The sequence below is a fragment of the Aliiroseovarius zhejiangensis genome, from assembly GCF_014656375.1.
Taxonomy (GTDB): Bacteria; Pseudomonadota; Alphaproteobacteria; order Rhodobacterales; family Rhodobacteraceae; genus Aliiroseovarius; species Aliiroseovarius zhejiangensis.
Genome location: NZ_BNCH01000002.1, coordinates 89,620 through 116,613 on the forward strand (window position 1 = coordinate 89,620; position 26,994 = coordinate 116,613).

28 protein-coding genes are annotated in these 26,994 nt (G+C 61.2%); 9 read left to right on the forward strand and 19 right to left on the reverse strand.

The features are described from left to right. Positions 1 to 6 precede the first annotated feature (6 nt). The 3 genes from pyrC to IE188_RS05135 all read right to left on the reverse strand — a co-directional run bounded on the left by pyrC (position 7) and on the right by IE188_RS05135 (position 3,304). Positions 7 to 1,047 (reverse strand): dihydroorotase, encoded by a 1,041-nt coding sequence (pyrC, locus tag IE188_RS05125; RefSeq protein WP_191285405.1) that lies wholly within the window; start codon positions 1,045 to 1,047, stop codon positions 7 to 9. A gap of 121 nt (positions 1,048 to 1,168) precedes the next feature. Then, a complete protein-coding gene (locus IE188_RS05130; RefSeq protein ID WP_191285406.1) occupies positions 1,169 to 2,125 on the reverse strand; it encodes a phosphoadenosine phosphosulfate reductase in 957 nt (318 codons plus the stop codon). Between the two features lie 132 nt (positions 2,126 to 2,257). Continuing rightward, positions 2,258 to 3,304, reverse strand: a complete 1,047-nt coding sequence (locus IE188_RS05135; protein ID WP_191285906.1) for a glycosyltransferase family 2 protein — start codon at positions 3,302 to 3,304, stop codon at positions 2,258 to 2,260. Positions 3,305 to 3,736: 432 nt separating this feature from the next. Here IE188_RS05135 and IE188_RS05140 point away from each other — a divergent pair, with 432 nt between their 5' ends. Then, a complete protein-coding gene (locus IE188_RS05140) occupies positions 3,737 to 4,789 on the forward strand; it encodes an XdhC family protein (RefSeq protein ID WP_191285407.1) in 1,053 nt (350 codons plus the stop codon). 10 nt (positions 4,790 to 4,799) lie between these two features. On the opposite strand, the gene IE188_RS05145 is transcribed toward IE188_RS05140, so the two are convergent. Next, positions 4,800 to 5,420: a trimeric intracellular cation channel family protein gene (locus IE188_RS05145; RefSeq protein ID WP_191285408.1), complete on the reverse strand. Its 621-nt coding sequence runs from the start codon at positions 5,418 to 5,420 to the stop codon at positions 4,800 to 4,802. 99 nt (positions 5,421 to 5,519) lie between these two features. After that, on the reverse strand, positions 5,520 to 6,419 hold the full coding sequence (locus IE188_RS05150) for a LysR family transcriptional regulator (RefSeq protein ID WP_191285409.1): 900 nt from the start codon (positions 6,417 to 6,419) through the stop codon (positions 5,520 to 5,522). 85 nt (positions 6,420 to 6,504) lie between these two features. On the opposite strand from IE188_RS05150, the gene IE188_RS05155 reads away from it, so the two are divergent. Then, positions 6,505 to 7,137, forward strand: coding sequence for a class I SAM-dependent methyltransferase (locus IE188_RS05155; RefSeq protein WP_191285410.1), 633 nt, complete (start codon positions 6,505 to 6,507; stop codon positions 7,135 to 7,137). A gap of 89 nt (positions 7,138 to 7,226) precedes the next feature. Here the strand turns inward: IE188_RS05155 and infC are convergent, their stop codons facing one another. Next, positions 7,227 to 7,721: a translation initiation factor IF-3 gene (gene infC / locus IE188_RS05160; protein ID WP_229836525.1), complete on the reverse strand. Its 495-nt coding sequence runs from the start codon at positions 7,719 to 7,721 to the stop codon at positions 7,227 to 7,229. Positions 7,722 to 8,072: 351 nt separating this feature from the next. On the opposite strand from infC, the gene IE188_RS05165 reads away from it, so the two are divergent. Beyond that, entirely contained in the window at positions 8,073 to 8,798 is a 726-nt protein-coding gene (locus IE188_RS05165) for a translation initiation factor 3 (protein ID WP_191285411.1), read from the forward strand. 83 nt (positions 8,799 to 8,881) lie between these two features. Here IE188_RS05165 and IE188_RS05170 read toward each other — a convergent pair whose 3' ends face one another. From IE188_RS05170 to IE188_RS05200, 7 genes are all read right to left on the reverse strand, one after another. Next, a complete protein-coding gene (locus IE188_RS05170) occupies positions 8,882 to 9,601 on the reverse strand; it encodes an SOS response-associated peptidase (RefSeq protein WP_191285412.1) in 720 nt (239 codons plus the stop codon). 175 nt (positions 9,602 to 9,776) lie between these two features. Then, complete coding sequence (locus tag IE188_RS05175; RefSeq protein ID WP_191285413.1) at positions 9,777 to 10,142, reverse strand: cupin domain-containing protein; 366 nt, start codon at positions 10,140 to 10,142, stop codon at positions 9,777 to 9,779. 177 nt (positions 10,143 to 10,319) lie between these two features. Further along, positions 10,320 to 11,174: a ferredoxin--NADP reductase gene (locus tag IE188_RS05180; RefSeq protein WP_191285414.1), complete on the reverse strand. Its 855-nt coding sequence runs from the start codon at positions 11,172 to 11,174 to the stop codon at positions 10,320 to 10,322. A 68-nt stretch (positions 11,175 to 11,242) separates the two neighbouring features. Further along, the gene (locus IE188_RS05185; RefSeq protein WP_191285415.1) at positions 11,243 to 11,653 is read right to left on the reverse strand and encodes a DUF934 domain-containing protein; all 411 of its coding nucleotides are present in this window, start codon (positions 11,651 to 11,653) and stop codon (positions 11,243 to 11,245) included. After that, positions 11,650 to 12,390: a phosphoadenylyl-sulfate reductase gene (locus IE188_RS05190; RefSeq protein WP_191285416.1), complete on the reverse strand. Its 741-nt coding sequence runs from the start codon at positions 12,388 to 12,390 to the stop codon at positions 11,650 to 11,652. Before IE188_RS05190 ends, IE188_RS05185 begins: the two co-directional genes overlap by 4 nt. Further along, entirely contained in the window at positions 12,380 to 14,050 is a 1,671-nt protein-coding gene (locus IE188_RS05195) for a nitrite/sulfite reductase (protein ID WP_191285417.1), read from the reverse strand. Before IE188_RS05195 ends, IE188_RS05190 begins: the two co-directional genes overlap by 11 nt. Next, positions 14,043 to 14,369, reverse strand: a complete 327-nt coding sequence (locus IE188_RS05200; RefSeq protein ID WP_191285418.1) for a DUF2849 domain-containing protein — start codon at positions 14,367 to 14,369, stop codon at positions 14,043 to 14,045. Before IE188_RS05200 ends, IE188_RS05195 begins: the two co-directional genes overlap by 8 nt. 140 nt (positions 14,370 to 14,509) lie before the next feature. Here IE188_RS05200 and IE188_RS05205 point away from each other — a divergent pair, with 140 nt between their 5' ends. Then, positions 14,510 to 14,971 carry an Lrp/AsnC family transcriptional regulator gene (locus IE188_RS05205; RefSeq protein ID WP_191285419.1) on the forward strand — a complete coding sequence of 154 codons (462 nt, stop codon included), beginning with the start codon at positions 14,510 to 14,512 and terminating at the stop codon, positions 14,969 to 14,971. A gap of 117 nt (positions 14,972 to 15,088) precedes the next feature. Here IE188_RS05205 and IE188_RS05210 read toward each other — a convergent pair whose 3' ends face one another. Continuing rightward, entirely contained in the window at positions 15,089 to 16,264 is a 1,176-nt protein-coding gene (locus IE188_RS05210) for a cytochrome P450 (protein WP_191285420.1), read from the reverse strand. A 137-nt stretch (positions 16,265 to 16,401) separates the two neighbouring features. Between IE188_RS05210 and IE188_RS05215 the strand changes: the two genes are divergently transcribed. The 5 genes from IE188_RS05215 to IE188_RS05235 all read left to right on the forward strand — a co-directional run bounded on the left by IE188_RS05215 (position 16,402) and on the right by IE188_RS05235 (position 22,728). After that, the gene (locus tag IE188_RS05215) at positions 16,402 to 18,081 is read left to right on the forward strand and encodes a sensor histidine kinase (protein ID WP_229836529.1); all 1,680 of its coding nucleotides are present in this window, start codon (positions 16,402 to 16,404) and stop codon (positions 18,079 to 18,081) included. Continuing rightward, positions 18,078 to 19,319 (forward strand): sigma-54-dependent transcriptional regulator, encoded by a 1,242-nt coding sequence (locus IE188_RS05220; protein WP_191285422.1) that lies wholly within the window; start codon positions 18,078 to 18,080, stop codon positions 19,317 to 19,319. Before IE188_RS05215 ends, IE188_RS05220 begins: the two co-directional genes overlap by 4 nt. 235 nt (positions 19,320 to 19,554) lie before the next feature. Then, the gene (locus IE188_RS05225; protein WP_191285423.1) at positions 19,555 to 20,562 is read left to right on the forward strand and encodes a TRAP transporter substrate-binding protein; all 1,008 of its coding nucleotides are present in this window, start codon (positions 19,555 to 19,557) and stop codon (positions 20,560 to 20,562) included. Positions 20,563 to 20,673: 111 nt separating this feature from the next. Continuing rightward, the gene (locus tag IE188_RS05230) at positions 20,674 to 21,333 is read left to right on the forward strand and encodes a TRAP transporter small permease (protein ID WP_191285424.1); all 660 of its coding nucleotides are present in this window, start codon (positions 20,674 to 20,676) and stop codon (positions 21,331 to 21,333) included. Between the two features lie 3 nt (positions 21,334 to 21,336). After that, positions 21,337 to 22,728 carry a TRAP transporter large permease gene (locus IE188_RS05235; RefSeq protein WP_191285425.1) on the forward strand — a complete coding sequence of 464 codons (1,392 nt, stop codon included), beginning with the start codon at positions 21,337 to 21,339 and terminating at the stop codon, positions 22,726 to 22,728. A 120-nt stretch (positions 22,729 to 22,848) separates the two neighbouring features. On the opposite strand, the gene IE188_RS05240 is transcribed toward IE188_RS05235, so the two are convergent. From IE188_RS05240 to IE188_RS05260, 5 genes are all read right to left on the reverse strand, one after another. Further along, positions 22,849 to 23,043, reverse strand: a complete 195-nt coding sequence (locus tag IE188_RS05240; protein WP_191285426.1) for a YgaP family membrane protein — start codon at positions 23,041 to 23,043, stop codon at positions 22,849 to 22,851. Positions 23,044 to 23,128: 85 nt separating this feature from the next. Beyond that, positions 23,129 to 23,788 carry a Crp/Fnr family transcriptional regulator gene (locus IE188_RS05245; RefSeq protein WP_191285427.1) on the reverse strand — a complete coding sequence of 220 codons (660 nt, stop codon included), beginning with the start codon at positions 23,786 to 23,788 and terminating at the stop codon, positions 23,129 to 23,131. Between the two features lie 136 nt (positions 23,789 to 23,924). Continuing rightward, entirely contained in the window at positions 23,925 to 24,797 is an 873-nt protein-coding gene (gene mmsB, locus IE188_RS05250) for a 3-hydroxyisobutyrate dehydrogenase (RefSeq protein ID WP_191285428.1), read from the reverse strand. After that, complete coding sequence (locus tag IE188_RS05255; RefSeq protein ID WP_191285429.1) at positions 24,794 to 25,837, reverse strand: enoyl-CoA hydratase/isomerase family protein; 1,044 nt, start codon at positions 25,835 to 25,837, stop codon at positions 24,794 to 24,796. Before IE188_RS05255 ends, mmsB begins: the two co-directional genes overlap by 4 nt. Continuing rightward, on the reverse strand, positions 25,837 to 26,988 hold the full coding sequence (locus IE188_RS05260; RefSeq protein WP_191285430.1) for an acyl-CoA dehydrogenase family protein: 1,152 nt from the start codon (positions 26,986 to 26,988) through the stop codon (positions 25,837 to 25,839). Before IE188_RS05260 ends, IE188_RS05255 begins: the two co-directional genes overlap by 1 nt. Between the last annotated feature and the right edge of the window lie 6 nt (positions 26,989 to 26,994).

A 26,994-nucleotide genomic window follows, 5' to 3' on the forward strand; every position in this document is an offset into this window, starting at 1 on the left:
TTCTGGTTAAGCCTGCACCCGCCAATGCAGCGGAAAGCCGGGGTCAAAGGTGGTGACGGTATGGTCGCCTGCCTGCAAGGTCGCAGGGTAGCTGACCGGGTCGCCCTTGGTCAGCGTGATCGTGTCCTCGTTCACGGGCAGGCCATAGAAGGCCGGGCCGTGGAGCGACGTGAAGCCTTCGAGCTTGTCCAGCGCCCCCGCGGCCTCGAATGTTTCGGCCAGGATCGACAGGGCGTTTGGTGCGGTGAAACACCCGGCAGAGCAGCATTCGCTTTCCTTGGCGTGGGTGGGGTGTGGCGCACTGTCCGTTCCAAGAAAGAAGCGCGGGTCCCCTGAAGTGGCCGCAGTCATCAGCGCCTCGCGGTGTTCGCGGCGCTTCAGGATCGGCAGGCAGTAATAGTGCGGGCGCATCCCACCGACGAGCATGTCGTTGCGGTCAAGGATCAGGTGCTGCACCGTGATGGTCGCGCCGATATTGGTGTCATTTGCCCGGACGTAGTCTGCACCGTCCTTCGTGGTGATATGTTCCATCACCACACGCAGATCGGGGGTCGCGCGGCGGATCGGGTCCAGCACTCGGTCAATGAACACCGCCTCGCGGTCGAAGATGTCGATGTCCCGGTCGGTGACTTCGCCATGCACGCAGAGCGACAGGCCGATTTCGGCCATCTTCTCAAACACCGGGCGGACCTTGTCGAAATCCTGCACGCCGGAGGCTGAGTTGGTTGTGGCGCCTGCGGGATAGAGCTTCACAGCTTTCACCAAGCCGCTGGCCGCGGCTTCGGCCACGTCATCGGGGTCGGTGTCTTCTGTCAGATAAAGCGTCATCAACGGCTCAAACTGCATGTCGGCGGGCAGCGCGGCCAGAATGCGCTCGCGATAGGCGGCGGCATCGGCGCTTGTGACCACCGGCGGCACGAGGTTCGGCATGATGATTGCGCGGGCAAAATGGCGCGCGGTTTCGGGCAGGACGGCTTGCAACATCGCGCCGTCGCGCAGATGCAGGTGCCAGTCATCGGGGCGGCGGAGTGTCAGGATCTGGGTCATCGGCACAGGGCATAGCGCAGCAACCGGGTTCGTTCCAGATGATTCGGCTCCACCGGACAAATCGTTCGATGGTCGGGTCTAGTGACGACCCGCCCGCCCCCCTTTCGCGTTGCGATCAGGTTTAGGACGACCCCTGTGCCAGCGCGCGTTCAGCCCTGAGCAGTGCCCGATGGAAACGTGGGGCTTGCTTATGGGATGCAACGGAAGACAACACGAACGTCGCCAGTCGCTTGACCAGCAACGGGCCGCCGCGCGCCTCGGCCAAAGCCAGCAGGTTACGCAGATAGGGGCGGTATCGCCGCCGCTGGCGCAATGCGCGATGGCAGTTGTGCGGCGTCAGAGCATCCTTTGCGGCCTGTGTGATCAGATCGGGTGTGACGCCCATGTCGCACAGCGCCCGCGCCAGCATGTCCCCAAAATGGCGGCAGGAGATGTGATGGATATGATCGCCGTGAAACATCGCAGCGTGCGTTGTGTCTTCTGTGATTGCCGGGTCAAAAAGCAAAAACACGTCGCGCGCCATTTCGACCATGTCCGGGGCATAGGCATACCGATCTGTGAAATCACGGTGTCGCGCCTTGGGAAAGCGGGTGTCAAACGCCGCCTGCGCCGGATCCAGCGTGGCCTGGGGTTGAATGGCGATGACCGTGACCTCGGGTGCCACGACGGAAAACGCCGCAGCGGCATAGCCACACATGCCCGCGCCCAAGAACACCACCTTGTCAAATTCTTCAAAGAACCCGTCTTCGATCAGGCGGTCGAAATAGCCATAGACGGCGGGGTCGCGAAACCAACTGTCCGTATGGGCCAGCAGACACAGGTTGGACCATCCGTTCTGACGCACAAGGCGCCACCCCTGCGGTTCCTGCAAGGGCGAGTTGTCGCGAATGTCGCGGACCGTTTCGAAAGTGACCAGCAGCGTCCGTCCCTCATCGGTCAGGATTGCCGAATGCTCTTTGCCAAGCTGTTCGAAATACCCTCGCTCGTCGCCGAGCTCCTCCAGTTCTGCCAACCACGGATCATCGGGAGTGATGATGGAATCGGTCGTTGTCTCGCCCGTTGACGGGTCGTCCTGCATCTCGCTTATCCCGGTATTATTTATTCCATCCCCACGTTATTTTTCGAGGTGAAACGGGGCAGATTTAGGCGCGCAATGCGGCAAAATATGGGAGAGTTTGACCACCCGCAGGTTATTGTTTCCGCGCAGATTCTAATCTTCCGAGAAGCGTCGGATTTGCGCGAATTTGTATATTCGTTGCGCGGCGTCCAGGGGAATCGGACGCGCCGGTGGTGTCATCAAAAGCCGACCGAACAAGGCGCGGTTTGCTTCGTCCTGCATCAATATCTGAAACCGCTCTCTGCGCCACTCGACCGCCGTCTGGTGCAGCTTTGCCAGGGTCGGGTCAGACATTAGGTTCGCAAGGGCAGCCCTTCGGGGGGCCTCTGTCACGCGGATCGTATCGTCGTCAACGCAGCACCAGTTCCGCTCGCACCAGTAATCCATTCCGATGGGGTGGTCTGCCCGGTTCACGCGGCCCCGGTCGCATTTCAGAATGAAACTTTCCATCGCGCCAAGCGGATAGTGGTTCAACTGCACCAGATCGTAATTCGGGCGGTTGAACGGGGAAAAGATCTGACCGCGCTGATATGCCGGGTCCAGTGCCCGGCCGGACCCGTCAAACCAGCGCGTGGCCTCAACCCGCCCATCCACTGGCGCGCGCGGACGATGGACGCCCAGCTTGCGATAGGCGCCCTGATTGCGAAAGAGCGTCTTGAACATGAAGGCGCGCCAAGGCCATGTCATGATGTCGGGCGCGGCGCGGGTGAATTGTGTTGTGACGGGCCGGTCTTCATATTCGATGACACCGTCATTGCCAAAAAGCCGCCAGGTCAGGGTGATCGCATCCGCATCGGGCAGGGCGGCAAGCAGGGCCGGGATGGTGTGATCCCCGACGTGAATGTTTACGAACTCGTCTATATCAAGTGTCATAAGCCAGTCGGCCTGGCGCACCAGCGGGTGGGAGTCGGCGATCTTGAACCCGGTCCACTGGATGCCGCCCTTGTCATAGGGGCCATCGTTGCGCAGATGGGTCAGAAGACCCATCTGTTCCAGCCGATCCAGCATCAGGTCGGTGCCATCATCGCACTCATTGGACAGGACCAGAAAATCGGTGATCCCGATCGCCGTGTGATGGGCAAGCCATTCCAGAAGGAATGCGGCCTCGTTCTTGACACAGGTGACGGCAGTGACGCGCATCATGCGGCCATGTCGGGGCGATAACAGGGGGGCGGTGGGACAAGGTTTTCGTTCTGTAACATATGCTTGGCCGATGACCCTTCCTGCCGTGCCGGGCGCGGCACCCGCCCCGGTCGACATTGGCAGACGTGGCAGAACCCGTCAACGTAGCGCCGTCGCCTGCGTCCACGCCTTATCGCAACGGTAGAGTTTACGTGACGAAAGGCCATATTTTCTTGCCCCAACCAATCTCTGGATGTCATTTATCCTCGAGCCCGTAACGTGGAATCAGTTGTGTATGTCGGTTGCCTGAAGCCGCGATCGCGACTCGCATGGGCCGGGTTCAGGAGGCGTGGCGGCCATTGCTTGCAGGGCCGACGCGCACCGGATGTGTATGGTAAATGGTATGCTCCATAATGGGCCGCCTGATCTTTCAGGCGGTCCGTTTACGTTATGCGGGTTGCAAAGCCGCCGCGTGCCGGTGACAGTTCGCCTTTGAACGGCAAGTATGGGTCAACCGGTGTGACAAGGGTCAGCACAATTCCGCAAGCGGCGCTGCATTGGATGCGCGCGGGCAAGCGCGTGGCGCTTGCCACGGTCGTGGACACCTGGGGCAGCGCGCCGTGCCCGGTGGGCAGCCAATTGGTGGTTGATGCCGATGGCGCCATCGAAGGGTCGGTTTCGGGCGGGTGCGTCGAAGGTGCCGTCGTGACCGAAGCCCAAGAGGTAATCGCAACAGGCCAGCCGCGACTTTTGCAGTATGGTGTGGTGGATGAGGACGCGTTCAGCGCCGGGTTGGCCTGTGGCGGCACCATCCGCATACTGGTCGAGCCGATTTTAAACGCGGGTCCCGCCGGGGGTGCGCTTTCGGTCGACCTGTTGGAAACCCTCGTCCGGGCACAAGCCGCGCGCGCGGTTGCAGTGTACCGGGTGGACCTGACCACATGGGCGCGGCGGGTCGAGCTGCCGGACGCTGATCCGGGCCGGAGCTCTGCGCAAGAAACCTCGGTGAAGGACGGAGTGTTCACGCTTGTCCTTGCCCCGCCGCCCCGTCTGATCCTTGTCGGCGCGGTGCATATCGCGCAAGTGCTGGCGCCGATGGCACAGGCCGCAGGGTTTGCGCCCCTCGTAACCGACCCGCGCTCAAGCTTTGCTACGCCCGCGCGCTTCCCCGGTGTGCAGGTGATTTGCGACGACAGCGACACCGCCCTGTCACAGATCGGGGTGGATCGGCACACCGCAATCGTCACGCTGGGCCACGATCCCAAGATAGATGACCCTGCGATCATGGCAGGGCTGGCGGGCGGTGCTTTCTATCTCGGATGCCTGGGATCGCGACGCACCCATGCCGCCAGACTGGACCGGCTGCGCAAGCAGGGTCTGACGGATCAGGCGCTGGCACGGCTGCATGGCCCTGTTGGGCTGGACATCGGCGCAAAAGGCCCTGCCGAGATCGCGGTGTCGGTCCTGTCGCAGTTGATCGCAGCGCGGCGCGGTCGGTTATGACCAAAGCAGTCTAGGCGCTGTCGCGTGGCGGTTTGATACGCAGGACCAAAAGGCGCGCAATTAGGATCGTGGCAAAGCCAAGGCCCGCCGCCAGTGCATCGCCCAGATAGGTCAGCATCACCAGATAGACTGCTCCGCCCAACAGCGATAGTGTGGCATATAGGTCTTCTTTCAGCAGGCTTGGCGTCATGTTGCACAAAAGGTCGCGGATCATGCCGCCCGCGGTTCCGGTGACACAGCCGATCACAATGGCCAGCAAGGGGGTGATCCCCGCATCCAGCGCCACCTGAACCCCGGTCAGCGTGAACAGGGCCAAGCCGATGGCATCCAGTTGCATCAACACCCTGAGCCTGCGCCCGTAACCCGATGACATACGCGTCGCCAGCGCGAAACTGATCAGCGCCACCGGGACTGCGACGGCAAGATACCGGCTGTCGGTGATCCAGAACACGGGCGTCAGCCCCAGAAACAGATCGCGCAACGTGCCGCCCCCCATCGCGGTGGCAATCGCCAGAACGGTGGCGCCAAACGGGTCCATGTGCACCCGATGCGCCTGGATAGCCGCCGAGGCTGCCATCACGGCCGTTGCCAGCAAGGACAGCGGAACAAACAGAAAGGACAGTGTTTCCATCAAGACCCCCAGATGGCCGGACGAACGATAAGATGTGGCGGTATCCGTATCAGATGGCGTGCTATGGCACTTCTGTTGGGTGACGGATGATGAAAACGATCATTTTTCCGGCGGGCGCGACAGAAACACGGCCAGCGTGTCGAAAATGAGACGGATGCGCGGGCTGGTGTGCAGGTCGCGATGGGTGATCAGCCAGACCGGAAAGACCACGGGCGGCATATCGGGCAACACCCGCTCGATCCCCGGTGTGGTGTCGCCGATATCGGCGGACATGAAGGCAATGCCCAGCCCACGCTGCACATATTCCCACGCAACCACACCGCTGTTCGATCCCAGATGAAAATTCTGCGCGGTCACGTGAATGCCCAGCGGCGTGAGATAGCTGATCATCTCGTCCGTCGATCCGAAATTGATGAAATCGTGCTGTGACAGATCAGCCTTGTCCTGCGGACGCCCCCGGCGCGACAGATAGCTGGTGGCGGCATAAAGATGGGCTTCGGCCTCGTTGACCAGCCGGGCATAAAGCTCGGGTTGGGCGGGGCGGACATGGCGGATCGCGATATCCGCTTCGCGCCGCTGGATGTCGCGGATATCGTTGGCGGCGATGATCTCGACCTCGAGCCGCGGCGCAAGGCTCCTCAGGTGTTGCAGCATGGGCGGCAGGATATAGGCGGCAAACACGTCCGAGGCGGTGATGCGCACCTTGCCCTCGATCCCCTGTGTCTGGCCGGCTGCCACCAACGAGATCTGGACCGCTGCCTCGGCCATCTTGTGAACATGTTCCAGCACCGCGCGCCCCGACGGCGTCAGGACCAATCCCCGCCCGATCCGCTCGAACAGGGCGATGCCCAGCGTATCTTCCAGCCCCGCGACCTGTCGTCCGATGGTGGGCTGGGTCTGTCCCAGGACGCGGGCGGCGGCAGACAATGACCCTTGGTCTGCCGTGGCCATGAACGCCCGAACCTGGTTCCAGTCAAACGAGATGGTGTCCCAATTCATGCATATATGTATAGCTCTAAGGCAAAGATAGGCAATTCCCCTTGCTGGCACGCATGGATAAACACGTCCTTGAAGGAGATGACACATGATTCAAGCGGCTAAATTCTGGGACGGCATCGCGGCGAAATATGCGAAATCGGCGATCAGGGACCCCGAAGGGTATCAGTTCACGCTGGATCGCACACGCGCCTATCTGGGCGCGCAGGACAAAGTGCTGGAAATCGGTGCAGGCACGGGAACGACCGCCCTGGAACTGGCCCCGTCTGTCGGACATGTCACGATCACCGATATCTCGCCCGAGATGATCCGGATCGGCAACGCCAAGGCGGAAGAGCAGGGGATCGGCAATGTATCCTTTCAGGTGACGGACGCGACTTTGGGCGACGTGACGGGGCCGTATGACGCAATCCTCGCCCATAACGTGCTGCATCTGGTGGATGACCTGCCTGGCGCGTTGGCGCGCATCCATGACCTGTTGGCCCCAGGTGGTGTGTTCATCTCGAAAACCTTCTGCAAACCGGTGCGCCGAGGGCCGTGGTTCTATTACGCGATGCGTCTGGCGCTGCCGCTGATGCAACTGGTCGGCAAAGCGCCCTATGTCGCGATAATGCGCGTTGACGAGCTTGAGGCAAAGCTGACCGCGCAAGGGTTCAGGATCGTGGAAAGCGGAAATTTCCCGGCCCGCGAACTGCGCCGCTACATTGTCGCCCGGCGCTGACAGGGCATTTGCCATCATGACGCCCAAACGCAAAACGCCCCGCAGAAGCGGAGCGTTTTCGTGTGCGTGAAGACGTGGCGACCGGGTCGCTATTTCGAGACCGGTCCGATCATCATGACCATCTGGCGGCCTTCCATCTTCGGCATGTTTTCAACCTTGCCGATCTCCTTGACGTCCTCGGCAACCCGTTCCAGCAACTCACGGCCAAGATTCTGGTGGGCCATTTCGCGGCCACGGAACCGCAGGGTCACTTTGACCTTGTCGCCGCCTTCCAGGAACTTGAACACGTTGCGCATCTTGACGTCATAGTCATGCGTGTCCGTGTTCGGGCGGAACTTGACCTCTTTCACGTCGATGGTTTTCTGCTTCTTGCGGGCTTCGCTTTCCCGCTTCTGCTGTTCATATTTGAACTTGCCGAAATCCATGATCTTGCACACGGGCGGGTTGGCGTTGGGCGAAATCTCGACCAGGTCAAGCCCGGCGTCTTCGGCCATCACCAGGGCCTGCGCAGGCGTGACCACGCCGACGTTTTCGCCATCGGCGCCAATCAGTCGAATTTCGGGGGCTTTGATGCGTTCGTTCACGCGGGGGCCGGTATCGCGCGTGGGCGGCGCGTTGTGAGGTCTGCGGGCTATTGTGTCATTCCTTCTGACGTTTCAGGGTTCTTCGGATGCGGAAGGTAAGGCCCCTGCGGGCGCGTTTCAACCCGATAAAGCGTTTTGCGAAGGATTGTTTCGGCTCATGCGCCAATTCGACCTGGATAGACGCGGGTCTGGGGCGGCGGCGCAGGAATTTATGAATTTTTCCGCGGCGTTGGCGTATTGACGCGCATTCCCGCAATCTCCCCTTGCGCCGGGCGGGTTTAGACCTCACATGCCTAGGGGATGCTGCGCAGTTCTGCGCCGCGCATGTATGGACAAGTTGAGGATGTCGACATGAAAAATACCATTATCGCCGCTGGGATCGTCGTTGTGGCCGCCGTGGGTGGTTATATCTGGTACAACAACAACCAGGCCAAGATGATCGCGGAAGAAGCTGCCGCCGAAGCGGCTGCCGAGGCAGAGGCCGCCGAACAAGCTGCGGCTGAAGCTGCCGCGAAGGCTGAAGCCGAAGCGAAAGCCGCTGCTGACGCCACCGACGAACAGGCCGCCGCCGCCAAACACCTCGCCAAGGAAGCAGCACAAGAGGCCGCCGATGAAGCTGCCGCCGCAGCAGAGGCAGCCGGTGACGCCGTTCAGGATGCCGCCGACGCCGCCGGAGAGGCTGTTCAGGGTGCCGCTGAAGCGGTGGGCGAGACGCTGAATCAGGCCGGCGAGGCCGTGACCGATGCCGTCGAAGGGGCGATCGACTCCGTCACTGGCGCCGCCAGCGACGCCGCAGACACCACCGCCGGTGAGGCCGGAGCAGAGGCGACCACCGAAGGTGCGGCAGAGGCCACAACCGAAGGCTCTGATGCTGCCGCTGACACGTCGACCGAAGCGACGCCGGACGCGCTGACCAAACAGGGGTTTGACGCCCCGAAGGTGAACGAAATGATCGAAAACTCGTCGCTGGGCGAGGCCGAGAAAGCCGGGCTAAAAGCTGCTGTTGAAGCTGCCGCCAACAATCCGGCCCTGCTGGAAGCCGCCATCGCGCAGGTGAAATCTGCGCTGGGCATGTAAACCCGCGCCATATGACACGGAAAACGCCGCGCAGGACACCCGTGCGGCGTTTTTCATTTCTGCCGTTGCGATGCGCTTTGTCGTCAGCCCGGCGGGCGAAGGTCGAACTTGCTGGCCTCAAGCGGTTCGATCAGTTCCGGGCCATCGTCCTTCAGGCCGAACTTTGCCACCGGATCCACCAGAAACCGCCCGTCCCAATGGGTGCCGAAGCTGTCGCGAATGGTGTCATCCGATGCCGTTTTGTCCAGCCAGGCCGTGGCCTCGTCGGCGGTCAGGATGACCGGCATGCGTGGATGCAAGGCCTCGATGTCGGGCAGGGCGGGGCGGGTCAGGACCGTGCAGGTGCGACGCCCATCCGACAGTTGGCTGTGCAGGCCCGCCAGCAGCATTACCGGCTGATTCTGGGACAGTCGCACATGGTTTGGCATCCGTTTGGTCTTCGGGCCGCTCCATTCATAATACCCGGTGGCGGGGATCAGGCAGCGCCCGGATGACCAGGCTTGCCGGAAGCTGGGTTTCTCAAACGCGGTTTCGATCTTGGCGTTGAAGGTCGTGGGCTTCCAATCTTCCGCCGCACCCTTGAACCAGCTGGGCACAAGCCACCAGCGCGCGGTCGACGCCATCACGGCGCCGCCCTGTGGAAAGACAATATTCACCTGCTGCGTGGGCTTGATGTTGTAGCCGGTCTCGGCAGGCGGCGCGTCCACGTCGATCACCACCGAGCGGGTCGGATAGACAAAGCCTTCGATGATCGCCAGCATCTGGGCCTGCGTCATGTTGCCTGCGATAAGTCGTCCACACATGAGGGCAGTCTGCCCGCAGACCCTGCGTCTGTCCATCGCGAAGGCGGAAAGGGACCACATCATGTATGCCCGTGTCACGCCTTACAAAATGAAACCCGGAAGCAAAGCTGTTGCAACCAGGATCATGGAAAGCCTGAGGGTCGCCACATGACCGCGCTGTATGGCGTGACACGTTCTATTCGTGCTGGATGATGACGGCTTCGAAATCGACATCGCTCGTGACCATTGTGTGATGACCTTTGCCGCGCTTGTCTTCCATGTGCCAGACGTCGCCCTGGGCGATCTCGCGGGTTGCTCCGTCGCTTGCGGTGACTTTGATGCTGCCTGCCAGACAGATCAGCTTTTGGCGCACTGGGGTGGGATGGATTGGTTCGTTCCACCCAGCGCGCAATCGCAAAAACATCATCTGACGCGCAGGCTCCGGGTCCGAGACCTCAATGCCTTGCGCGGGTGGCGCGAAGCTGCGCGGTGCAAGCGTGATGTCGATATCTCGCCAATGACTTTCGCCCGCATCATCGGCATAGAGTTTGGCGTAGTGCATGATGTCCCCCCGTTGGCCCAATACCCGCGCAAGGATATCATATCCTTTGGTTATGACCTATGCGCGTGCGGCACGTTCAAAACGCCTCGCAATGAGAAGAACGAGAAAAGGGTGGATCGATCATCCACCCTTTACGTTTTGTGTTTTCGACGCTGGACGGGCCAGATTAATGCCGCTTCATTCCAGAAACGCCTTCTCAACCACGTATTGCGCGGGTTTCGAGTTTGCGCCTTCCTCAAGCCCCGCTTCTTCCAGCAGTTCCTTGAGCTCAAGGTTGAAGGGCAGGTTGCCGCAAATCATCGCGCGGTCATTCTGCGGGCAGATCGGGTCGATGCCCAGATCGTCGAACACCTCGCCCGAGCGGATCAGGTCGGTGATCCGGCCCATCTTGGGGCTCTCTTCGCGCGTGGTTGTGGGGTAGTATTTGATCTTTTTCCAGAAGCCATCCCCGATCACCTCGTTCAGAAGCTCGTCGTCTTTCAACGCCTCGATCAGGTTGCGTCCATAGGTTAGCTCGCCCACTTCGCGGCAGGTGTGGGTGATGATGACCTCGTCGTAATCCTCATAGGTCTGCGGCTCGCGCAGAAGCGAGGCGAAGGGCGCAAAGCCCGTGCCGGTGGCGAAGAACCAGATACGTTTGCCGGGCAGCAGTGCGTCATGCACCAGTGTGCCCACGGGCTTGGGACGCAGGATGATCTGGTCGCCGGGCTTGATGTGTTGCAGCTTGGACGTCAGCGGGCCATCGGGCACTTTGATCGAATAGAACTCCAATTCCTCGTCCCATGACGGGCTGGCAATCGAGTAAGCGCGCAGAAGCGGTTTTTGTTTGCCGGTTTTGGGGTCCGGGTCGCCCATCAACCCGATCATCACAAATTCGCCCGACCGGAAGCGCAGCGTTTGCGGCCGTGTGCAACGGAACCGGAACAGGCGGTCGGTGTAGTGCTCCACCTCGGTCACGGTTTGCGCGTCGGGCAGGGTGGGGACGGGTTTTACTTTGGCTTCGGCATCCATAATGGGCGTCACTTCATTCATGTGCTTCAACGGGGCACGCGGCCCCGTCCTTTCCTGTCTGCGTATATAGGGAGGTTCAGGGGCAGGGTCTAGCCGGTCAGCCGCGACCTATAGTCATAGGCCTGCCAGTCCGCGCGGGACAGCCAGTCGGCTTCCGGCTGGCGCAGGGACAGGTCTTCACTGATCTCAACCTCGTCAAAGCCAGAGCGGCGCGCCATGGCGTATTGGTCCGAGATGACATGCCCGTGGGCGCGCAAGCGACCCTTGTAGCCCAGCAAGCGCAGCTGACGCGCCAGCGAAAAGCCGCGCCCATCGGCGAAAGACGGAAAGTCGATGCGGATCATGTCAACGCCCACTATCAGATGCGCCAGGGCGGCGGGGTCGGTGTCGGACGTCAGATGCAACCCGCGCGTGTCGTTGGCGGCGCGCTCGTCCGGCGTGGCAAAGCCATTGTCCCAGTCATCATGGGAAAAGCCCGTGTCGGTGACGATTACAGTCATGCGCTTGCTCCTATCCGCTGCATTTTTCCATCGACAAAGTGAATGCCGCATTCCGTCTTTTCTGCCCCGCGCCAGCGCCCGGCGCGCGGGTCTTCGCCCGGTTTCACCGGTGATGTGCACGGCGCACAGCCGATTGACGGGAACCCACGCCCGACCAGCGGGTGGCGCGGCAGGCGGTTGTTGATCATATAATCGCGCACGTCCTCGGACGCCCAATGTGCCAGCGGGTTGACTTTCAGGCGTCCCTCTTCGGCCTCGAAGAACTGCAAATCGACACGTTTGCCACCCTGAAACCGCTTGCGCCCGGTGATCCAGCCGTCAAAGCCCGTTAGGGCGTTTTCCAGCGGTTCGACCTTGCGCAAGTCGCAGCAGGCATCCGTGTCAGCCAGATGCAGGATGTTGTCCGGGTCGCGTTTGAACAGCTCGTTCGCGTCGGGGTGAATGACACGCACATCAGTCAGGCCCAGTTTTTCTGACACCTCGACCTGATAATCGAGTGTTTCCTGAAACAGCATCTGCGTGTCCAGAAAGATCACCGGAACCGAGCGGTCGATGCGCGCCACCATGTGAAGCAGCACGACGCTTTCCGCACCAAAGCTGGACACCATCGCCAGCGCGCCGATGGTGCTGTCGGTCAACGCGCGTTCGATCACCGAGGTCGCCGAATGGTGCTTATAGCGCGCATTCAGCGTCTCGACCCGCTCAGCGGGGGCGGGAAGGGGGGCTTCAAGCGGCATTGGTCTTGGCCTCCTCGGGGTAAAGGGCGGCCTTGAACGGCGCTTCGCCCAGACGGCGGAAGGCGTCGATGAAGGTCTCGCTCTCGTCCTCGCGCAGGTCCAGATAGGCCAGAACAAGACGCTCGATGGCAGGCACGATCTGGTCATAGGCAAAGCCCGGCCCGGCGCGTTTGCCAATCACGGTGTCGGGGCCAGCATCACCGCCAAGCGTGATCTGGTAGTTCTCGACCCCTGCGCGATCCAGCCCAAGAATGCCGATATGGCCCAGATGGTGGTGCCCGCAGGCATTGATGCAGCCCGAGATCTTGATCTGAAGGTGGCCGATGTCATGTTCGATCTTCAGCGCATCGAACCGTTCGGCAATCTCCTGCGCCACCGGGATCGAACGGGCTGTCGCCAGCGCGCAGTAATCCATGCCGGGGCAGGCGATGATGTCCGAGATCAGACCGGCATTCGCCGTTGCCATCCCGTGGTCGCGCAGCGCGGCGAACAGCGCAGGCAGGTCGGCGCGATGCACATGCGGCAGGATCACGTTCTGTTCGTGGCTGATGCGGATGTCGCCATGGCCGTATTGCTCGGCCAGTTCGGCGATCACGCGCATCTGGTCGGCGCTTGCGTCCCCCGGCGTGGCGCCGTGTGCTTTCATCGAGATGGTGACGATCCCGTAGCCGTCGGCGCGGTGGTCGTCCACGTTGGTATCGCTCCACGACCGGAACACCGGGTCGGCGTCGCGGGCGGCGTGATAGGCGTCCAGTGGCGCGGTCTTGAACGTGGGCACTTTGAAGTTCGCGACGATATCGGCGAAATGCGCCTGATCGACGCCGCTAAAGAGCGGGCGTATTTGGGCAAACCGTGCCTCGACCAACTCGCTGATCTTGTCGATCCCGTTCTCCATCGTGGTGATCTTGATGCGCGCTTTGTACTTGTTGTCGCGGCGACCCAGCGTGTTGTAGACACTGACGATCGCCTCGACATAGGGCAGCAGGTCGGCACGGGGCAGGTAGTCTTTCAGGACCTGCCCGACGACGGGCGTTCGGCCAAGTCCACCACCGACAAGGATCTGATAGCCAACTTCGCCTGCGTCATTCGTGACGATGCGAATGCCAATATCGTGGGCCTTGGTGACGGCACGGTCGGCCTTGGATCCGGTCACGGCGAGCTTGAACTTGCGCGGCAAGAACTGGAATTCCGGATGGTCGGTGGACCACTGGCGCAGAAGCTCGGCGGTGGGGCGGGGGTCTTCAACCTCGTCCGCGGCGGCACCGGCGAAATGGTCGGCGGTCACGTTGCGGATCGTGTTGCCCGAGGTCTGGATGGCGTGCATTCCCACATCGGCCAGCGCGTCCAGCATGTCGGGAATGTCGGCCAGGCGCGGCCAATTGTACTGGATGTTCTGGCGCGTGGTCCAATGGCCATAGCCCTTGTCCCAACGCTCCGAGATCATCGCAAGCTGGCGCATCTGGCCCGGGTTGAGCGAGCCATAGGGGATTGCCACCCGCAACATATAGGCATGCAGTTGCAGATAGACGCCGTTCATCAAGCGCAGCGGGCGGAATTCATCCTCGGTCAGCGCGCCCGAAATGCGACGGGCGACTTGGGCGCGGAATTGGCTGACGCGGTTGCGCACGAAGCCTTCGTCGAAATTGTTGTAATCATACATGAGCGAAACCCTCCTGCGACGCCGTGGCGGTTTGTTTGCCATGGAAACGGTTCGACGGGCCTCTGGCGCGGAACGCTTCGCGGAAATGGGTGGGGACGGGGCCATTGGGGCCAGCCTTGGCATCAGCTAGATAGGCGCCCACGGCGATCTCGGGCTGGGTTTCGGCCAGCGCAAGTTGGGTGGTGGCTTCGGCCTCATCCTCGATCAGCCAGGCCATGCACATATCACGCACCCAAGCCCCATCGCGGGCCAAATAGATCACGTCGCCTTCGACAAGGTCGTTCGCGGTTACCACTTTGGGAGTGAAGGGGCGGGGCATGGCCAGTCCTTTCCTGTTGCGTTCCCGCCCTATATAGGACATTTTCCCAACAAACGGCGATACCACGCGGTAGATAAGGAATTATGTTTCGGTTTTCCGCCCTCGCAGAACGTATGGACCAAATGAAGGAAAAAATCGAAATGCCTGTTCGGCTGGACGAGATAGACCGGAAAATCCTGCGCGAGCTTCAGCGCGACGCGGGGCAGTCACTGGACGTGATCGCCAAGAAAGTCGGGTCGTCCAAGACCCCGGTCTGGAACCGGATTCGCAAGATGCGCGAAGGGGGTGTGATCGGCAAAAACACGATGGTGATGGATGCCGAAAGCCTTGGGTTCGAGGCTTGTTTCTTCGTTCTGATCCGCACTTCGGAGCACGAAGCGGATTGGCAGGAAAAGTTCCTGGCCGCCCTGCGCGCCCGTCCCGAAGTGATGGAAGCGCATCGGTTGGCGGGCGAGATTGACTATATCCTGAAGGTCCGCGTCGAGAACGCTCGCGCCTATGACGCGTTCTATCAGGCGCTGATTTCCGAGGTGAAGATCTTCAATGTCACTGCGCTTTTGTCGATGGAAGAGATCAAGTTCTCGACCGAGTTGCCGATCTGATGTGACGGGCAATGGCGCGCATGGCGCGCCTGAGGGGCGCTGCCCCTCCGCGCAAAGCCTGCGGCTTTGCACTACCCCGGGATATTTCTGGCCAAAAGAAGCAGGCAGGAGGGCGGATCAGCATCGCACCATGAGGCGCTTGAGCCCGTGAAAGTGGTAAACATTGCCGAATTGCGGCGGGGCGGTAAGGTGCAGATCGGGGCAGCGGTCAAACAGGATCGGCAGGGCGCGCGTCAGTTCAAGCCGCGCCAGCGGCGCACCAATGCAGAAATGTGCCCCCGCCCCGAAAGAGGTGTTGGGCTTGATCGGGCGCGCGGGGTCGAAGTCGTTCGGGTCGTCCCAGACATCCGGGTCGCGATTGGCCCCACCCAGAAGCAAGCCGATCTTGTCGCCACGCTTGAAGTTTTCGCCGTAAAGCACTGTATCTTCGTAAACATATCGCGTGAACATATGCAAAGGGGGGTCGAACCGCAGCGTTTCTTCGACGGTGGCGTCGCGGGTGTCAGGGGTCAGGAATGACGGGTCGACTGCCTGCTCCAACAGGGTTTTCACGGCAATCGCCATGGCATGGACCGTGGCCTCGTGCCCCGCATTCAAAAGCAGGATGCAGGTCGAAATCAACTCGTCCGTCGACAGGCGTTCGCCCGCTTCCTCAGCGGCGATCAGTTCCGTGATCAGGTCATCGCGCGGGTCGTTTCGCCGTTGGTCCACATAGTCGCGCATGAAGGCGACGAAGGCTTCTGTGGCGGCGACGGCTTCGTCTTCGATCGCGCGGGTGCGCCGCGCCTGATACATCGAGACCATGGCGTTCGACCAACTGAGCAAGTGATCCGCCATATCTTCGGGCACCCCGAGCAGGCGGCAAATGATGATCACGGGAATGCGGGTCGCAAAGGCGGGCAGCAGGTCGAAGTCATCGCTGGGAAAGTCGTCGATCAACTGATGGGCCAATGCGTCGATTTCAGGTCCAAGCCCCGCGATACGGCGGCTTGTGAAGGCGCGCAGCACCAGCTTGCGCAACCGCGTGTGCCTTGGGGCTTCCAATTCCAGCATTGAATGCGCCTCGACCGCATAAAATGGCGCGAGGTGGTCGGGAAACGCAATTGGCTCAACCGGTTCACGCCCAAACCTGCGATCGCGCAGCAGCGCGTTCACCGCGCGAAAGCTAACCGCCATCGGCATGTCGTAATCGTCCCACCAGACAATATCACCACCCTTACGGGCGCGGTCATAAAACGCATAGGGGTTCTGGATGAAGTCGGGGTCCGTCGGGGACTGGGTCAGGCGCAACATGGGCGCATGTTCCCCAAAGCCACTGGCCTTTGCAAGCGGGGCTTTCTATTCTTCGCGTCATGTTTCGATACTTGCGCACGAAATGGTTTTTTCCCTTTCTCCTGGCCACCCTTGCGGTCAGCGCGGGGGCTGGGGCGTTGGCGTGGCGCGCGGCGCTGGTGCCCTTGTCGGAACAGGCGGCATCCGAACTGGCGCTGGCGTCGGACCAGTTGACGCGGCATCTGTTTCGGTATCGCGAGCTGGCGGTGGTTCTAGCCGAGCATCCGGTGTTGCGTGACCGCCTGGGTGGCGAGGTGGACAGCGAGGGCGAGGCCGATCGCCTGTTGCAGGCAATGGCGGACATGACGGGGGCGTACCACCTGTCGCTGGTCGGGCTGGACGGCAAGGTGTTGGCAGCTTCGGGCGAGGGCGAGGCACAGCTGGATCCTGCGGCCCCTCTCATCCATCGCGCGTTGACGGGTGCGCTGGGGGTTGAGGCACGGTTTCAGCCAGTGCCATCGGGCGCAACGCAGCGCATCTTTTCGTTCGCCGCGCCGATACATAGCCGCCAGGGCAAACCGCTGGGCACGGTGGTGGCGCGCACCGACCTGCTGGACTTTGAAGAGAACTGGCCGTCCACCGATGCGGCGCTGTTCTTCACGCTGCAAGGCGACCGGGTGTTTGCCGCCAATCGGCTGGAGCTTGCCGGGGCTGAGCGTCCGCGGGAAGGTTTTCTGAAAAACACGGTCAGTCGCTGGGCCGGGCACGAGGTCTGGACGCTGGATGCCGGTCCCTATCTGCCGGACCGGGCCTTGCACCTGACCCGCGACCTGCCGGTCATCGGCCTGATGGGAGAGATACTGCTGGACACGGCACCTGCCGAACGCACAGCTGTTTTGCTGTCGGCAATTGCCGCCGCGATCTGTCTGGGGATCGGGGCGCTGCTGCTTGCCGTGGGGGAACGGCGGAGGGCGTTGAACAATCAATTGCGCCTGAAAGCGGCCGCCAATGCCCGGCTTGAGGCACGCGTGGCCGAACGCACCAGGGCGCTGTCGGCGGCCAACACCGATTTGTTGCGTGAAAACAGGGAGCGTCGCGAGGCCGAAGCCGCCTTGAAGAAGGCGCAGGCCGATCTTGTGCAGGCAGGCAAGCTGTCGGCGTTGGGGCAAATGTCAGCGGGCATCAGCCACGAACTCAACCAGCCCCTGATGGCGATCCGGTCTTTCGCGGACAATGGGATGGTGTTTCTGGAACGTGGGCGGACCGACCAGGCCGAACAGAACCTGAGCCGTATTTCGCAGCAGGCGGGCCGCATGGACCGTATCATCAAGAACCTGCGGGCGTTTGCGCGGCAGGAAAGCGAACCGATCGGGGACGTGGATCTGGTTCATGTCGTCGATCAGGCGCTGGAAATGCTTGGGCCGCGGATCCAGTCCGATCGCGTGCACGTGGACTGGTCGCGACCAGCCACTGCGCCCAAGGTGCGTGGCGGTGAGGTGCGGCTTCAGCAGGTGGTGATGAACCTGATGTCCAACGCAATGGATGCGATGGCAGAGCGGGTTCACAGAAAGATCGAGATCACGATGGAGCCGTCCACGGATCGGGTGACCCTGTCGGTGCGCGACACGGGGCCCGGCATTGACGAACCCGACCGCATTTTCGACCCGTTCTATACAACCAAAGAGGTCAGCCCGACCGAGGGGATGGGGCTGGGGCTGTCGATCTCCTATGGTCTGGTGCAGAGTTTCGGAGGGGCGATACGGGGGCGCAACCATCCAGACGGCGGGGCCATCTTCACCGTGGAACTTGACCGCGCAGGCGTGCAGGAGGCCGCATGACCAACACCGTTCTTCTGGTCGATGATGACGCGATGGTGCGCGAGGCTCTGGGTCAGACGCTGGAGCTGGATGGGCTGACCACCATCCAGGCGGGCAGTTATATCGAGGCCAAGGACCACATCGCGGCAGGTTTCGACGGGGTCATCCTGTCGGACATCCGTATGCCCGGAAAGGACGGGTTCGCCCTTTTGGCCCGTGCGCAATCCGTTGACCCGGAACTACCGGTGATCCTGTTGACGGGGGAAGGGGATGTTCCCACTGCCGTGCGCGGAATGAACGAGGGGGCGTTTGATTTTCTGGAGAAACCCTGCGAACCGGCGGCGCTGCTGGCGGTGGTCGGGCGGGCCTTGCGCACCCGCGCGCTGGTTCTGGAAAACCGCGCGTTGAAGGCGCGGGCAGAAACCGGCGATGCAGCGGCGCGCCTGCTGTTCGGCGAAAGCGTGCTGGCCGAGGAACTGCGCAACCGGGTGCGGGCGGCAGCCCGTGCACAGGCTGAGGTGCTGATCTGCGGCGAACCTGGCTCGGGCACGTCGAAAGTGGCCGAGGTGGTGCATCTTTTGTCCGGCGACGCCACGCGCCCCTTTGTCAAGCTGCCCGCTGCCGGGCTGACCGCCGCGGCGCTGGACGCGGCGTTCGACCGCGCCGATGGCGGCACTTTGTTTCTGGACGAGGTCGCCGCGCTTGAGGCGGGCGCGCAATATCTGTTGCTTGACCTGCTGGACCGGGTTGCCAAGACGCGTGTGGTCGCGGGCACCTATCGTGACCTGGAGGCCGAGGTCGCCGCCGGGCGGTTCAATCCCGATCTGTTCTACAAGCTCGACGTGCTGCGCATCCGCATCCCGGCGCTGCGCGAACGCAAGGACGACATTCCGGTATTGTTCCGCCACTATGTTTCGATCGCCAGCGAACAGGCGGCGTTGACCCCGCCCGAGATAGAACATGACGTCATCGCGCAATTGATGGCGCAGGATTGGCCAGGCAACGCGCGCGCCCTGATGAACGCGGCGATGCGATTTGCCATGGGGCTGGGGCTGGCGGATGCCGAAGGGGCGGCCCAGGACGCCCGGCCCGGACTGTCCGAGCAGCTTGCCCAAGTCGAACGCTCGCTTCTGATCGAGGCGCTCAGGCGGCATGAGGGCGGGGCGACGGCAGCGGCGCAAGAGCTGCGCCTGCCCCGCAAGACCTTCTATGACAAGCTGGCACGGCACAAGATTCGGCCCGAAACCTATCGGCCCTGACTGTGCGGTTTTCCGCACAATGCCGCAGGCGGGATGTGCGAACTTTCGCTCACCTATGCCGATCGAGACATGCGGAAGGGATGAGATATGGCCGATAGAACTTTGTTATAAAAAGATAATATCAAATATTACGCCGGTGTGACTGTTTTTCTTGGTGCCGCAGCCGAACCGTGCCCCAATAGCGGACAGGCGCCCAACCGGGCTGCCGGAGGATATCTGTCTGGGAGGACACCTTATGAAATTCCTGACCATGGCCGTATCGGCGATCGCGCTGACGGCAACTGTAAACACCGCTTCTGCTGCCTGTGACGAAGGCGAGCTTGTGATCAAGTTCAGCCATGTCACCAACTCTGACAAGCACCCCAAGGGCATCGCAGCATCGCTGTTGTCAGATCGTGTGAACGAAGAAATGAACGGCAAGGCTTGTATGGAGGTCTATCCGAACTCGACCCTCTACAATGACGATCAGGTGCTCGAGGCGATGTTGCAAGGCGACGTACAACTGGCCGCACCATCGCTGTCGAAGTTCGAGGCCTTCACCAAGCAGTTCCGCATTTTCGACCTGCCGTTCATGTTCAAGGATATGGCTGCCGTCGATGCGTTCCAGAACTCGGAAACCGGGCAGGCGATGAAGGAATCCATGGCGCGTCGTGGTCTGTTGGGGCTGGAGTTCTGGCACAACGGCATGAAGCAATTCTCGGCCAACAAGCCGCTGATCGAACCCGGTGACGCTGCCGGGCTGAAATTCCGCGTGCAGCCCTCTGACGTGCTGGTCGCCCAGATGCAGGCGCTGGGTGCAAGCCCGCAGCCGATGGCCTTCTCGGAAGTTTACGGCGCGTTGCAACAGGGCGTTGTGGATGGCCAGGAAAACACCTGGTCGAACATCTATGGCAAGAAGTTCTTCGAAGTGCAGGACGGCACGACCGAGACCAACCATGGTGTGCTGGACTATCTGGTCGTGACCAATGTCGACTGGTGGGAAGGTCTGGATGCAGACATTCGCGACCAACTGTCCACGATCCTGCGTGAAGTCACCGAAACCCGCAACGCGGCTGTTGGCGAAGTTGACGCCGAAGCCCGTCAGGCGGTTCTGGATGCCGGCGGTGTGATCCGCGAATTGACGCCGGAGCAGCGCCAGGCATGGGTTGATGTCATGAAACCGGTCTGGAGCCAGTTCGAAGCCGATGTCGGTGCCGAAAACATCGCCATCGCACAGGAAATCAACGAACAGTTGACAAACTGACAATCCGGGGCCCGCGCATCATGCTCGGGCCCCTGTTGTATCCCACTTTGCGCCCCATAAAAATCTGACTTTGGGTAAACGGCGCCCCCGGCAACATGGGAAGGGACAGCCATGAGCACTCATTCCAACAATTCCAACGGGTTCGAGGAAACGTTGATCGCCCTGATCCTCGGCCTGATGACAATGATTACCTTCGTGAACGTGGTTTTGCGTTACGTGTTCAACTCCTCGCTGATCTGGGGGCTTGAGGTGACGCTGATCCTGTTTGCATGGCTCGTGCTTCTGGGCGTGAGCTATGGCGTGAAAGTTACCGCGCATCTTGGTGTAGATGCATTGACAAACCTTCTTTCGGACGGACCACGCCGGTTTCTGGCCCTGACGGCCGCAGCGATCTGTATCGTCTATTCGTTCCTGCTGCTGAAAGGTGCGTGGGATTACTGGGCACCTTATGCGGCCCTCGATCGCACGTCGGGCAGGTGGTTCCCTACTGGCTTCGAGCAGACCCGCGATCAGGCCTGGTACATCACTGATCAGGTGCCAATGCTTGATTTCCTGCGGTTTTTGGAAGGCTGGATCAATCAGGGCGAAACCTATGACAAGCTACCGCGCGTGATCCCCTATGCGGTTCTGCCGGTCGGCGTGGCGCTGCTGCTGTTTCGGTTCATTCAGGCCACCATCCGGATCTGGCGGGGCCAGCAGGACAGCCTGATCGTCAGCCACGAGGTGGAAGACGAGCTGGAAGAACTGCAACACAAGTCCGAGGAGGCATAAGCCATGGACGTCCTCTTCCTTTTCGCCATGGTCGTCGGGTTCCTGATGATCGGCGTGCCGATCGCGATTGCCCTTGGCATGAGCTCGATCATCTTCCTGCTGCTGTTTTCCGACACATCACTGGCATCGGTTGCGCAGAGTTTCTATCAGGCCGAAGCCGGGCATTATACGCTCCTGGCGATCCCGTTCTTCATCCTCGCGTCCAGTTTCATGTCAACAGGTGGTGTGGCGGCGCGGATCATCCGCTTCTCGATTGCCTGTGTGGGCCACTTTCGGGGCGGCTTGGCGATTGCGGGTGTGTTTGCCTGTATGCTTTTCGCCGCCCTCTCCGGCTCGTCGCCTGCCACCGTGGTTGCCATCGGGACAATCGTGATCGCCGCGATGCGCCAGGTCGGCTACACCAAGGATTTCGCCGCCGGTGTCATCTGTAACGCGGGCACGCTGGGCATCCTGATCCCGCCCTCTATCGTGATGGTGGTCTATGCCTCGGCTGTGGAAGTGTCGGTGGGCCGGATGTTCCTAGCCGGTGTCATTCCCGGCATCCTTGCTGGTGTCATGCTGATGATTGCGATCTACGTGATCGCCACGATCAAGGACATGCCGAAAGGCGAATTTGCTGGCGTCCGTGAAGTGCTGGAAAGCTTCGGCGACGCGGTCTGGGGCCTTCTTCTGATCGTTATCATCATGGTCGGCATCTATGGCATTCCCGGCATCACGGGTGCGCTGTTTACACCAACCGAAGCCGCCGCCGTTGCCTCGGTCTATGCGTTCATCGTCGCCACATTTGTCTATCGCGACATGGGGCCGCTTGCCGACAAGGGCGAAGGCAAGAAGAACCTGCTGCAAAAACCGCAGGCTCTGGTCACCGCGTTCTTCCACGCCGATACGCGCCGGACGCTGTTCGATGCGGGCAAGTTGACGATCACGCTGATGTTCATCATCGCCAACGCGCTGATCCTGAAACACGTTCTGACAGACGAGCAGATTCCGCAGCAGATCGCCGGCGCGATGCTGTCGGCCGGCTTTGGCAAGATCATGTTCCTGATCATCGTGAACATCATCCTGCTGATTGGCGGGCAGTTCATGGAGCCGTCGGGCCTGATCGTGATCGTGGCGCCGCTGGTGTTCCCGATTGCCATCGAACTGGGTGTCGACCCCATTCACCTGGGCATCATCATGGTGGTCAACATGGAGATCGGGATGATTACGCCACCGGTCGGCCTGAACCTGTTCGTCACATCGGGCGTTGCTGGTATGCCGATGATGAAGGTGGTGAAAGCCGCGCTGCCCTTCCTGGCCGTGCTGTTCGTTTTCCTGATCATGGTGACCTATATCCCGTTCCTGTCGACCTGGTTGCCGACCACGCTGATGGGACCAGAGATCATCACCAAATAAGAAGGCCGGGCTGCATAAGCGGCCCGCCCCTCAAAAACACAACGCCGGGCGGATATCGCCCGGCGTTCACCGTTTCACTCGTTACACCCTCGGGTCTAACGATCAAAAGTTGAAAATTGCTTAGTTTTTCAGCTTGCAGGTATTGATCCCCAAAAGGCTGTACAACGCGCAAAACCCCAATGCGCCAGTGGCCAGTGGAACGATCCCGATCAGCGCCCAGACAGGGCCACCTGCGAAAAAGTACCACCCCAGAAGGGCAAGACCCACGACGATCCGGATGATGCGATCGATATTGCCGGTGTTGGTCTTGAACATGGTGATCTCCTTTCTTTGTCCTGTTTGCCTGACCCTAGAAAATGCTGCTGGAAAAAGCATGTGACGTGGTCACACAGAAACCCGGTCAAAATGCCGCGCCGCGCACGATGTCGTTCAATGCGCTGCGGTTCAGGATCGTCACGCTGCCGCGTTCCTGCGCCACCGCACCCGCCTGTGCCAACTTGTCCAACCGGCGCGAGATCACTTCGCGGGCGGTGCCAACCGCCGTGGCCATCTCGGCCTGTGTCATGTGCAAACAGCCATCAGGGCCGGCGCGATCCAGAATCAGCGCTGCAAGGCGCGATTCCACCGACATGAAGGACACGTTTTCGATCAGTTGCATCATCGACTGCATCCGCTCTGCAAATGCGGCAAACACCAACCGCCGAAACCCCGGCGAACTGTCAAGAAGCGCAAAAAACACATCGCGGGGGATCAAGACCAGCCGTGCCGATGTTTCGGCCATCGCCTCGCCGGTGTAGGCGTCCCCACCCAGCAGACCCAGAGTGGACTGGATGCAGCTTTGCCCCGGCTCTACCCGGTACAACAGAATGTCGCGTCCATTGGGGCCGATCAGGTTCACATCGACCTGCCCGGACAGCATGACCACATATCCTTTCACCGCCTCGCCGGGACAGAACAGCACAGTGCCCCTTGGCACCTCGACCGGATCCAACGTCCCCAAAAGCGCACGCGCCGGGGCGTCAAGTGCCGCAAACTCGGTGTTGTCGTCGACCCAGTTCATTGGATTTCATGCCTCCGGCGGGGATATTTAGAACAAGAAAAAAACACGGATCGTCTTTTTCTTGTTCCAAATATCCCGGGGGAGGCGGGCCCCGCAAGGGGCGCGCCGTGGGGGCAGCGCCCCCGTCGATCTCCTGTCAACTGCGTGACCGTTTTTCAAAGCGCGGAAGCATGGCCGAGAAGTCCATACCCCGTCCGTCCTCAGATTCGACAAACTGCTGGTAAAGCGCGGTGGCGGCTTGGCCCAACGGTGTGTCAGCATCGGCAGCCTCAGCGGCCTGCTGGCTCAGCCGCAGGTCTTTCAGCATCAGTTCGGCGGCAAAGCCGGGCTTGTAGTCATTGTCGGCGGGCGATTGCGGGCCGACACCGGGCGCGGGGCAATAGGCGTTCATCGACCAGCTGTAGCCCGACGAGGTCGACACCACATCGAACATCTTTTGCCGGTCCAGCCCCAGCTTGTCGGCCAGCGCGAAGGCTTCACAGGTGCCGATCATGGTAATGCCGAGGATCATGTTGTTGCAGATCTTGGCGGCTTGACCCGCGCCGCTGTCGCCGCAATGAACGGCTTTCTGACCCATGATGTCAAACAGGGGTTCTGCCTTGGCAAAGGCGTCCACCGAGCCGCCGGCCATGAAGGTCAGTGTGCCGGCTGTTGCCCCGCCGACACCGCCTGACACCGGCGCATCCACGGGCAAAAGCCCTGCGTCCGCGGCTTGTTTGGCGACGTCGCGGGCGCTTTCCACATCCACGGTCGAGCAATCGACGAAAGTTGTTCCGGCGTCCATCGCGGGAATGATCTCATTCGCCACCGCGCGCAGGATCTGGCCGTTGGGCAGCATGGTGATGACCACGTCCCGTCCCATGGCCGCTTCAGCGCCCGAGGCGGCCATGGTCACACCGTCAATGTCGACGGGCACCATGTCGAAGCCTGTTACCTCGTGGCCAGCCCTGGCAAGGTTCGCGGCCATCGGTCCGCCCATGTTGCCCAGTCCGATAAATCCGATTTTCATGGCAGGTCTCCTTCGAAGGTCAGTGTGTTTTCACCCAGCGGGGCAAGCATCTTGTCGACGGCGTCGTCGGGCAGGTCGTCCAGGCCGTGCTTCCAGTTCGGGCTGCGGTCTTTGTCGATGACGGCGGCGCGGATGCCTTCCATCAGGTCTGACTGGTCAAGTGCGCGATAGACGAAGCGGTACTCCAGTTCCAGTGACTTGCGGACATCGTGGGTCGTTGACAGGCGGTGGATCATTTCGACGGTGCAGGCCATCGACAGGGGCGAGTTGCGGCCGAGCACTTCGAGGGTATTGGATGCAAAGACGCTATCGTCGCTGCGCAGAGAGGCCACGATTTCTCCGAGGCTACCGCCACCGAAATGGGCGTCGATCATCGGCAGCATTGCAGACAGGTTGCCGGGAATCGCGGGGATGGCGGCTTCGTTGACGTGGCTGGGGTCGCCAGTGCGGATCAGATCGGCTTTGAGGGCGGGCCATTCTGCCTGCCGGATCACGTAATCCGCGAAACCTGCGTGGATCGCATCGCCCGGTGCCATCCGCGCACCCGTCATGCCGATATATTCGCCCAGCCGTCCCGGTGCATGGGCCAGGATCAGCGACCCCCCCACATCCGGCACCAGCCCTATGCCGCATTCCGGCATCGCCATACGCGAGGATCGCGCCATGATCCGGTGCGAGGCATGGCAGCCCACACCGACGCCGCCGCCCATGGTGAACCCTTGCATGAAGCTGACGATGGGCTTGGGAAATTGGAACAGGCGCGCGTTCATCCGGTATTCGTCACGCCAGAAGTTTCGGGCGCGAGTCGGATCGCCGGACTGGCCGATCTCGTAGATCTCTCGAATGTCGCCGCCGGCGCAGAAAGCGCGGTCGCCTTCAGCGTCGATGATGATCAACGCGACCTCGTCGTCGTCGATCCAGTCGATCAGGGCGACGTCAATCGCCAGACACATGTCGTAGGACAGCGCGTTCAGGGCGTCTGGCCGGGTCAGGGTGATCCGCCCGGCCTTGCCTTCTTTCCGAATCGAGATATCAGACATCAGCCGCGGTCGCGTTCTGCCAGCAATTGACGGGCAACGATCAGGCGCATGATCTCGTTCGTGCCTTCCAGAATCTGGTGGACCCGCAGGTCACGCACGATCTTTTCGATCCCATAATCGGCCAGATAGCCATAGCCGCCGTGCAGTTGCAGGCAGCCATTGGCCACGTCAAAGGCGGCGTCTGTCACCATCAGCTTGGCCATGGCGCAGAATTTCGAGGCATCTGGCGCGTTGTTGTCCAGCTTCCATGCCGCTTGGCGCAGGAAGGTGCGGGCGGCTTGCAGGCGGGTTTCATATTCAGCCAGCCGGAATTGCAGCGCCTGGAACTGGTCGATGGTGCGGCCGAACGCCTTGCGTTCGCCCATATACTGCAGCGTCAGGTCCAGCGCCTTCTGTGCGCCACCAAGGGCACCTGCCGAGATGTTCAGGCGGCCGCCATCCAGCCCGGCCATGGCATAGGTAAAGCCCTTGCCTTCCTCGCCCAGCAGGTTTTCGTGCGGCACGGCGCAATCGTCGAACTGAACCTGGCTGGTCGGTTGCGCCTTCCAGCCCATCTTGCGTTCATTCGCGCCGAAGCTCAGCCCCGGTGTGCCCGCTTCGACGATCACGGTTGAAATCCCCTTTGGACCGTCTTCTCCGGTGCGGCACATGGTGACGTAGACGTCGGAATAATTGCCGCCCGAGATGAACGCCTTGTTGCCGGTCAGCACATAGCTGTCATTGGTTTTTTCGGCGCGGGTTTTCAGGGCGGCGGCGTCGGACCCCGACCCCGGTTCTGTCAGGCAATAGGAAAACACCTTTTCCATCGAACACAGGGCAGGCAACCATTTCTGCTTGTCTTCGTCCTTGCCAAACTTGTCGATCATACCGCCGCACATATTGTGGATCGACAGAAAGCTGCCGACAGCGGGGTCGGCCATCGCGAGAGCTTCAAAGACCAGCGTTGCGTCGAGCCGGGAAAGGCCAGACCCGCCGTATTCTTCCGAGACATAGATGCCGCCCAGACCCAGTTCGGCCAGTTGCGGCCAGAGGTCTTTCGGGATCGTGCCCTCGGCCTCCCATTTCTCGGAATTGGGGGCGATGTTTTCTTCGCCGAACCCTTTGGCCATGTCGAAGATGAGGGTCTGTTCCTCGGAAAGCGCGAAATCCATGTCTTT

What these genes read in the sequence shown, in the direction of transcription:
- pyrC (WP_191285405.1), bottom strand. Translation starts at nt 1,047, where the DNA reads ATGACCCAGATCCTGACACTCCGCCGCCCCGATGACTGGCACCTGCAT.
- IE188_RS05130 (WP_191285406.1), bottom strand. Translation starts at nt 2,125, where the DNA reads ATGCAGGACGACCCGTCAACGGGCGAGACAACGACCGATTCCATCATC.
- IE188_RS05135 (WP_191285906.1), bottom strand. Translation starts at nt 3,304, where the DNA reads ATGCGCGTCACTGCCGTCACCTGTGTCAAGAACGAGGCCGCATTCCTT.
- IE188_RS05140 (WP_191285407.1), top strand. Translation starts at nt 3,737, where the DNA reads ATGCGGGTTGCAAAGCCGCCGCGTGCCGGTGACAGTTCGCCTTTGAAC.
- IE188_RS05145 (WP_191285408.1), bottom strand. Translation starts at nt 5,420, where the DNA reads ATGGAAACACTGTCCTTTCTGTTTGTTCCGCTGTCCTTGCTGGCAACG.
- IE188_RS05150 (WP_191285409.1), bottom strand. Translation starts at nt 6,419, where the DNA reads ATGAATTGGGACACCATCTCGTTTGACTGGAACCAGGTTCGGGCGTTC.
- IE188_RS05155 (WP_191285410.1), top strand. Translation starts at nt 6,505, where the DNA reads ATGATTCAAGCGGCTAAATTCTGGGACGGCATCGCGGCGAAATATGCG.
- IE188_RS05165 (WP_191285411.1), top strand. Translation starts at nt 8,073, where the DNA reads ATGAAAAATACCATTATCGCCGCTGGGATCGTCGTTGTGGCCGCCGTG.
- IE188_RS05170 (WP_191285412.1), bottom strand. Translation starts at nt 9,601, where the DNA reads ATGTGTGGACGACTTATCGCAGGCAACATGACGCAGGCCCAGATGCTG.
- IE188_RS05175 (WP_191285413.1), bottom strand. Translation starts at nt 10,142, where the DNA reads ATGCACTACGCCAAACTCTATGCCGATGATGCGGGCGAAAGTCATTGG.
- IE188_RS05180 (WP_191285414.1), bottom strand. Translation starts at nt 11,174, where the DNA reads ATGAATGAAGTGACGCCCATTATGGATGCCGAAGCCAAAGTAAAACCC.
- IE188_RS05185 (WP_191285415.1), bottom strand. Translation starts at nt 11,653, where the DNA reads ATGACTGTAATCGTCACCGACACGGGCTTTTCCCATGATGACTGGGAC.
- IE188_RS05190 (WP_191285416.1), bottom strand. Translation starts at nt 12,390, where the DNA reads ATGCCGCTTGAAGCCCCCCTTCCCGCCCCCGCTGAGCGGGTCGAGACG.
- IE188_RS05195 (WP_191285417.1), bottom strand. Translation starts at nt 14,050, where the DNA reads ATGTATGATTACAACAATTTCGACGAAGGCTTCGTGCGCAACCGCGTC.
- IE188_RS05200 (WP_191285418.1), bottom strand. Translation starts at nt 14,369, where the DNA reads ATGCCCCGCCCCTTCACTCCCAAAGTGGTAACCGCGAACGACCTTGTC.
- IE188_RS05205 (WP_191285419.1), top strand. Translation starts at nt 14,510, where the DNA reads ATGCCTGTTCGGCTGGACGAGATAGACCGGAAAATCCTGCGCGAGCTT.
- IE188_RS05210 (WP_191285420.1), bottom strand. Translation starts at nt 16,264, where the DNA reads ATGTTGCGCCTGACCCAGTCCCCGACGGACCCCGACTTCATCCAGAAC.
- IE188_RS05220 (WP_191285422.1), top strand. Translation starts at nt 18,078, where the DNA reads ATGACCAACACCGTTCTTCTGGTCGATGATGACGCGATGGTGCGCGAG.
- IE188_RS05225 (WP_191285423.1), top strand. Translation starts at nt 19,555, where the DNA reads ATGAAATTCCTGACCATGGCCGTATCGGCGATCGCGCTGACGGCAACT.
- IE188_RS05230 (WP_191285424.1), top strand. Translation starts at nt 20,674, where the DNA reads ATGAGCACTCATTCCAACAATTCCAACGGGTTCGAGGAAACGTTGATC.
- IE188_RS05235 (WP_191285425.1), top strand. Translation starts at nt 21,337, where the DNA reads ATGGACGTCCTCTTCCTTTTCGCCATGGTCGTCGGGTTCCTGATGATC.
- IE188_RS05240 (WP_191285426.1), bottom strand. Translation starts at nt 23,043, where the DNA reads ATGTTCAAGACCAACACCGGCAATATCGATCGCATCATCCGGATCGTC.
- IE188_RS05245 (WP_191285427.1), bottom strand. Translation starts at nt 23,788, where the DNA reads ATGAACTGGGTCGACGACAACACCGAGTTTGCGGCACTTGACGCCCCG.
- mmsB (WP_191285428.1), bottom strand. Translation starts at nt 24,797, where the DNA reads ATGAAAATCGGATTTATCGGACTGGGCAACATGGGCGGACCGATGGCC.
- IE188_RS05255 (WP_191285429.1), bottom strand. Translation starts at nt 25,837, where the DNA reads ATGTCTGATATCTCGATTCGGAAAGAAGGCAAGGCCGGGCGGATCACC.
- IE188_RS05260 (WP_191285430.1), bottom strand. Translation starts at nt 26,988, where the DNA reads ATGGATTTCGCGCTTTCCGAGGAACAGACCCTCATCTTCGACATGGCC.